The organism is Oleiphilus sp. HI0128 (assembly GCF_001635365.1).
Genome location: NZ_LWGG01000754.1, coordinates 21,711 through 28,918 on the forward strand (window position 1 = coordinate 21,711; position 7,208 = coordinate 28,918).

General features: G+C 45.2%; 7 protein-coding genes. 3 read left to right on the forward strand and 4 right to left on the reverse strand.

The window, feature by feature from the left end:
* Nucleotides 1–11: 11 nt before the first annotated feature.
* The 3 genes from A3763_RS10260 to A3763_RS10270 are packed head-to-tail and all read left to right on the forward strand — an operon-like array spanning nt 12 to nt 3,156.
* The gene (locus A3763_RS10260) at nt 12–1,406 is read left to right on the forward strand and encodes an NAD(P)/FAD-dependent oxidoreductase (protein ID WP_068510411.1); all 1,395 of its coding nucleotides are present in this window, start codon (nt 12–14) and stop codon (nt 1,404–1,406) included.
* Nucleotides 1,403–2,482 (forward strand): DUF2156 domain-containing protein, encoded by a 1,080-nt coding sequence (locus tag A3763_RS10265; protein ID WP_068510409.1) that lies wholly within the window; start codon nt 1,403–1,405, stop codon nt 2,480–2,482. Before A3763_RS10260 ends, A3763_RS10265 begins: the two co-directional genes overlap by 4 nt.
* A gap of 2 nt (nt 2,483–2,484) precedes the next feature.
* Nucleotides 2,485–3,156 carry a class I SAM-dependent methyltransferase gene (locus A3763_RS10270; protein ID WP_068510408.1) on the forward strand — a complete coding sequence of 224 codons (672 nt, stop codon included), beginning with the start codon at nt 2,485–2,487 and terminating at the stop codon, nt 3,154–3,156.
* Nucleotides 3,157–3,182: 26 nt separating this feature from the next.
* Here A3763_RS10270 and htpX read toward each other — a convergent pair whose 3' ends face one another.
* From htpX to A3763_RS10290, 4 genes are all read right to left on the reverse strand, one after another.
* Entirely contained in the window at nt 3,183–4,070 is an 888-nt protein-coding gene (gene htpX, locus A3763_RS10275) for a protease HtpX (protein ID WP_197476066.1), read from the reverse strand.
* Between the two features lie 166 nt (nt 4,071–4,236).
* Entirely contained in the window at nt 4,237–5,481 is a 1,245-nt protein-coding gene (gene ccrA / locus A3763_RS10280; RefSeq protein ID WP_068513768.1) for a crotonyl-CoA carboxylase/reductase, read from the reverse strand.
* Nucleotides 5,482–5,597: 116 nt separating this feature from the next.
* On the reverse strand, nt 5,598–6,662 hold the full coding sequence (locus A3763_RS10285; protein WP_082865307.1) for a GTP-binding protein: 1,065 nt from the start codon (nt 6,660–6,662) through the stop codon (nt 5,598–5,600).
* Nucleotides 6,643–7,208 (reverse strand): cobalamin B12-binding domain-containing protein (locus A3763_RS10290; protein ID WP_197482876.1); only part of this gene is annotated, 566 nt, incomplete at its 5' end. The genes A3763_RS10285 and A3763_RS10290, both read right to left, overlap by 20 nt.

Here is a 7,208-nt window from a genome sequence, read left to right on the forward strand (position 1 = left end):
AGGATTGACGGATGGCGTCACAGCGAGCAAATAAAGGGACTGCGCTGGTTATTGGTGGAAGCATCTCAGGCATGTTATCGGCAAAAGTTCTTTCAGAGCACTTTGACTTGGTGGTGATTCTAGAAAAAGATGCTGCACCGGACGAGCTCTCTTCAACGTCGGGAGAGTTATTTCGAAAGGGGCTTCCGCAAGCCGCGCATCAACACCTTTTATTACTTAAAGGTCGCCAATTATTCGAAGAGTTTTTTCCTGGCTTTGATGCAGAGCTTGAGCGTTATGGGGCTCCCTTAGTTAACTACTCTGAAGATGTTTCTTTGTTTATAGGCGAAGGTAAATTACCGCGTTTTGAGTCTGGCTTGGATTTGAGGGTATGTCGTCGCCCTTTAATTGACAGAGTGGTGACTGAGCGGATAGAGAGTATTGAAAACATTGAGCGTCGTTACGCTTGCCAAGTGAGTGGCTTCATACTGAATAATGATAACTCGCGAGTGACAGGGCTCCGATATCAACAAGGGAGTATAAGTGCTGAAAAAACATTGCGAGCAGACTTGGTTGTTGATTGCTCGGGCCGAGGTAGCCGGACGCGAACTTGGCTCAAGAAAGAGGGCTTGTCAGAGGTAAGCGGGACGCATGTTAACCCCAAGCTAGGGTATGCCAGTCAGTTATTCGAGGTTCGACCAGGGCAGCAGGTTAAACCTATTGAGGTTGCCCCTCATGCGCCAACAAGTCCTCGTGCTGCAGGCTTGTGGCCCGTCGAGAATAATAAGTGGCTGCTCACTCTAATCGGTATGAATGCTGTGTATCCAGGTAATGACCTTAATGGGTTTACTCAATTTGCTGCTGAATTGCCAACCAAATATATTCATCGTGCCTTGAGTGATATGTCGCCGGCCTCTGGTATTACACATTTTCGAGGAACTGAAAATGTATGGCATCGCTATGATCAAATGAAAGATCATCCTTCGGGCCTGCTTGTAATGGGGGATGCGATGTGTGCATTCAACCCGCTATATGGACAAGGTCTTACACTAATTGCAATGGCTGCGAAGTCTTTAGCGTTGCGTTTAGAGCAGGGGGCGCGCTCGGGTTTCTCTAATACGTGGGCACGTAGAACCTATCGACGTTTCAATCGATTCTTTTTTACTGCGTGGATGATAGCTATCAGTGAAGATATGCGCTGGCCTGAGACAGAAGGGCGTAATATTCCTTGGTATTTAAACGTATCTTATCGCTATATGGATAGATTGCTCGCGGCCTGTATACATTCAAAACCTTTAGCACATTGCTGCTTATCGATTGCCAATATGGTGAGCTCACCGCTTAGCCTGCTTCGGCCTGACGTGATGTTAAAAGCCTTTTGGTTTGGCAGAAAGAAACAGGTAACGTTGAGAGAGGAATGCTCATGACGACTTGTCTTGATTTGACAGCTGAAAGGTCATTGGCTGCATCTGCCACTAAGGTAGGCTCTGCAGAGCGGGTTTTACTTCCATTCAAAGAAGACAGCTTGTCAACAGAAGATAAACAAAGCTTACTTCAACGTTATGGCTGCCAGTCCAGCTCTTATTTTAACTTGCAAGCCGGTGTACAACATTTTGGTTCTGCACATCGGGGCTATGTTTCCTATTTTCGTCAGCGTTTCCTTGGTTCTGAATTCAATATTGCGTTTACCCGCCCGGTGTGTGCTGATGAGGACTTTCACCCCTTATTAGATGCGTTAGAAGCGTCAACGAAGCGACCAAGTATTTTCATGGCAGTTGATGCTGATTGTGCGAGTGCTTTGATAGATCGGGGTTATCGATGTAACGATATGGGGGTTGAGTATTCGCTCTCACTCAACAGTTTTGATGTCAAAGGGAAAGAGAAAAAGTATCTGCGCTGGGCATCTAACTTTGGACGTAGGGGCTTTGTTGTTAAAGAACAGGCTTGGTCTGAGGTGAATGAAGATAGAGTTCGGGATATTTCCGAGCGCTGGCGACAAACCAAGGCGGTGACTAAGCGTGAACTTAGGCTCATTACTCGGCCGCCAGAGTATAGAGATGCTTGGGGAGTCAGGAAGTTTTTCTGTTACCTAAAAGGAGAGCTCGTTGGATATGTGTTTTTTGATCCCTATTTTCAGGATGATAAGATCATAGGTTATACAGCTAATATCATTCGCGCTTGCCCTGGGATAAAACCGAATGGCTTTCTAGATTATACAATCCTTGAAGCAATGAAGGTTTTTCAGAAAGAAGGTGTTGCTCGTTTGTCACTGGGCTTAGCACCCTTGCACGAGCTTCAGAGCTTTCCACATGAGATTGCTTCATTACGCTACTTGCAACAATTAATGTATCGCTATGGAAGTTTTCTATATGCGTTTCAAGCACTTGCTTACCATAAAACTCGATATCGAGCACAGAGTGAACACTGGTTCCAATGTATTCCTCCGGGGATCTCGTTGCCTAAAGCAACCATTGCTACCTTAAAAGCAATACAGGTTTTTTAGTGATGTCTGAAGATAATTCTTTTGTGAGAGGTCGTTATGACAGAACGGCTAGGTTCTACGAAAAGGCCGCGCATTTATATAGTGGTGGTAAGATCATTGCGAGTAAGCGTTGGCAGCTGCGTGACATAAAGCCCGGTGATAAATTACTGTTTGTGGGGGCGGGAAGCGGTGAAGATGTGGTACTTGCTGCGCAAAAAGGTGCCGAGATTACTGTCGTTGAACTTTCACCTAAAATGCTAAAGCGTATTGAATGTAAGCTAGAGAGATTAAGCTTGAACGATCGCGTCGTGCTTGTCCTGGGTGATGCATTTAAGCACCTTAAGGACAGCTATTATGACTATGTGGTAGCGAATTACTTTTTGAATGTCTTCGCTCACCCATTGATGATCGAAATGCTAAATCATCTAAGCTTGCAGCTTAAACCGGGTGGCAGCCTAATGGTTGCGGACTTTGCTCCGATCAGTGGAAACCTAGTGCAAAGACTATGTCAGCGGCTTTACTATTACTCAGCACTATTCGCATTTCATTTAATAGCGAAAAACCCGGTTCACAAAATCTACGACTATACACTTTATGCGAAACAAGCAAACTTGAGCGTTAAGCGCTACCAAATGTTTAAGGTGCTCCCGGGTCAGTCTGATTGGTATCGGTCTTTAGAGCTAGTTCGAAAATAAAGCTTTCGAACTAGCTACTTCAGGACCTAAGCACTATAACGCTGTCGAAGCGCTTCGATACGTTTGTCTAGAGGAGGGTGACTCATAAACAAACCGCCTAATGAATTCTTCAGTTCGCCACTAATACCAAAAGCGACCATTTCAGAAGGCATTTCACTTGGTTTATCGTATTCAGCCTGCAGGCGTGCAAGTGCGCTGACCATCGCAGCGGGGTTAACTAGCTCCGCTCCCGCTATATCTGCTCGATATTCTCTACGGCGGCTAAACCAGAAAACAATCGTGCTAGCGAGCACTCCTAATATCATCTCTGCGACGAAGGTGGCGATAAAAAAGCCCATGCCGTGACCGCTTTCATTTTTGAATACTGCTCTATCAACAAAGCTACCGATAATTCGCGCAAAGAACATAACGAATGCGTTTACGACTCCTTGGATAAGGGTGAGGGTAATCATATCACCATTTGCGACGTGCCCGATTTCATGCCCAAGTACAGCCTTAACTTCCTCACGGCTCATTTTATTGAGTAAGCCTGTGCTTACGGCGACTAAGGCGTTATTTTTATTCCAGCCGGTTGCGAAAGCATTAGCTTGTGCGCTGTTAAATACGCCAACCTCAGGCATACCGATATTGGCTTTTTGAGCAAGATCCTGGACGGTGGTATAGAGCCATTTTTGGTCAGCGTTTTGTGGCTCCTCAATCACTTGAACTCTCATGCTGCGCTTTGCCATGAATTTTGACATCAGCAGCGACACGATTGAACCTGCCATACCGAATATCAGGCAGAAGACAAGGAGGTTATTGTAGTCCAGACCCTGAGCGGTCATGTAACTGCCGACCCCGAGTAGGCTAAGTGTGAAGCTAGCGACTAATACAACGGCTAAGTTTGTGGCCAGGAATAAAAATATTCTCATCATTTTGGTTTATCTCATGTGTGGTGTTATCTGAGAATATATGGACTGAGTGAGAAAGTTCAAGCCTTTTAAGGCTCAAGATGGAGTAGGTTTAATGTAATGAGAGCGGTATATCAGGCATAAAAAAGGCGATCCGAAGATCGCCTTTTTAATTTTTTACTATTAGAAACTACTTCTCTGCGCCCTGACCAAAGTCAGTTGCACCAACGAGCACAGACATGTTGCCATGAGGGTGTTGGTTTTCATACATTAGCTGATGAGAGTCAGGAAGCTCTTCATAGGTAAAGGTTTTAGATAGGCAAGGGTCGACTTTACCTTCAATTACCAAGTTATTTACGCCGATTGCTTGATCATCATTTGCGAAGTGTGAGCCCTGCAGACGCTTCTGACGCATCCAGTGATAACGCAGGTCTAAGGTCGCGTTGAAGCCGGTAGTACCTGCACAAACTACAACCATACCGCCTGTTTCAGCAACGAAGATAGACGTAGGAATAGTAGTTTCGCCTGGGTGTTCAAAGACAACATCAACACCACGACGCTCGCCAAGGATATCCCAGATAGCTTTACCGAATGCACGCGCACCTTTGCTCCACTTAGCGTAAGCGGACTCATCTTTCCAGTGTGGCATCATGCCCCAGTGGTCGAAGTCTTTACGGTTTAGGCAGCCAACAGCGCCCAATTGCATGCAGTAATCAAACTTACTCTCGTCAGAAACAACAGCGATTGGCTTAGCGCCCATTGCTGCAGCGATCTGAATAGCCATACAGCCTAGGCCGCCAGCGCCACCCCAGATAAGGACAACGTCATCCTTCTTAACGTTGTTTGGTGCCCATGCCATAAGCATGCGGTAAGCGGTTGCGCCCACTAGCATATAAGTTGCCGCTTCTTCCCAGTTAAGGTGCTTAGGTTTTGGTAGGCATTGGTGATCCTGAACTTTAGTGAACTGTGCAAAGCTGCCAAAGTTAGTTTCATAACCCCAAATACGAAAGCTAGGGTCATACATTGGATCGGTACCTTTCTGCTCAGCTTTACAGCCTTTCTGCCAGCTACCACAATGAAGAACAACTTCATCACCCACTTTTACGTTAGTAACATCTTTACCGATTTTATAAACGATACCTGAAGCATCGGAACCACCGATATGGAATTCTTCCGGTTCACCTTGCTTGTTACGCGCGCCGATAACGTCAACCGGTACGCCAAGACCTGCCCACACGTTATTATAGTTAACGCCTGCTGCCATAACGTAAACAAGAACTTCGTCATCTTTGATTTCGGGTGTATCAATGACTTCCTTTTGGAAAGCTTTCATCGGCTTACCAAAGCGCTCTGGGCGGATTAGCCAAGCATTCATTTTTGCAGGAACTTCACCTAGTGGTGGCGCTTCACCGATGTCATATAGTTCTTTAGTCATTTAGTTTTCCTCATGATTTAAATGTCGCTAAATTGTTGTTAGTTTTTAAATTCTTTTGATTGTGTTGTTATTATTGTTTAAATTTTGATTCAAGTTGTTGATATGTATCAAAAAATCTAGTCATGAATCTGATTAATGAATTGGGCAATAATTGTTTTAAATCTTAACTCTTTTTCTTCAAGGCTTCCTGTATGGAGGCCTTTATCCTGAGCGAAGTGCTCGTATACCCCTTCACCGAACTCGCCGTAAGCTTGTTTAATCCACTTATGTAAAAAGTAGTTTTCTTGCTTTTCCAAAGCTTCCTGACTAATAGCTTGGTCGCGATATGCAAGTACGTGATCAGCCAGTTCAGTAATACCTTTGCGCTTTATTGCGCTGGTTAAAAATATATCTTTAACATTTGCTTGCTTTTTATCACCGGCATTTTCTACATAAATACTGGCTAATTTTAGACTCGATTTAAGCAAGTGCAGACTTTTTTTCGCTAAATTATCTTCATCACATTTATTGATGATAAAGGTGTCCGGGACTTCCATGATTCCGGCTTTCATAAACTGAACCTGATCGCCAGCCAATGGCTGCATTACCAGGCAGGTATGGTCGCTAAGTTTCTGAACTTCAATCTCACTTTGGCCGATACCGACCGTTTCAATGATGATCAGATCAAAAATTTTTCTTAGCAAGCGCGTTACGTGGAAGGTTTGCTTACTCATTCCACCCAAGTCTTGCTGCGAGGCTTGAGATCGGAAAAATAGTCGCTTGTCTTTTACCGGGAAAATTGTCCGTGTCCGGTCGCCGAGCAGGGCGCCGCCAGACTCATGGCTAGAAGGGTCTATCGCCAAGACAGCGATCGACATGTCCGAACGCTCTTTAAGCAGCGTTAAGCAAAGCTCGCCGATTAAACTCGACTTACCTGCACCGGGCGTACCGGTAATACCCAAGACCATACCTTGTTTGTCGTTACCAGATTGCTTCTTTTCTAGATAAGAGACAATCTGGTGCCGAGTGACAAAGTTCTGCGTGGTATTTCGCTCAAAGACCGAAATTAGTTGGGCAATTGGCCACTTCTCTAGATTGGCTGCTTGCTCTAACTGCTGCGCGACTTTCTCAGGTAGCTCTGACTGCATTTGTGCAGTCAGTTGATCAAGCGCAAGATCAGGCTTAGTTTGCTTTTTGTGCATTAATGACGTCCATGATCTCGTTCATCACTGCCATTAGGTCAAAATCTTTTGGCGTGAAAATGCGCTTAACACCCTTGCTTTGAAGTGATTCAAAGTCTGGTGTTGGAATAATGCCGCCCAGAATGACAGGAATCGCATCCTTGGCATTATTGTTTTCTAACTCTTCAAATAACTGATCAATAATCTCGTTGTGAGAACCAGAAAGCAATGAAATACCGATCACATCGACGTTTTCTTCCAAAGCCGATTGCACGATATCTGCAGCACTTAAGCGAATACCGAAGTAGATAACATCGAAGCCTGCATGACGCGCTGCAACAGCAATCATTTCAGCACCATTTGAGTGGCCATCAAGGCCCGGCTTGCCAACGACGATACGAGGGCGATAGCCATTCGTTTCGATGAATTGCTCAACTTTAGCTCGAACCTGTTCCAGGGTATCTGACTCGATTGTCAGCGCCTGACCATCAACACCTGTTGGTGGACGGAATTCGCCGAAGGCTTCACGTAAGGTATCTGACCATTCGCCCGTGGTTACGCGCGCTT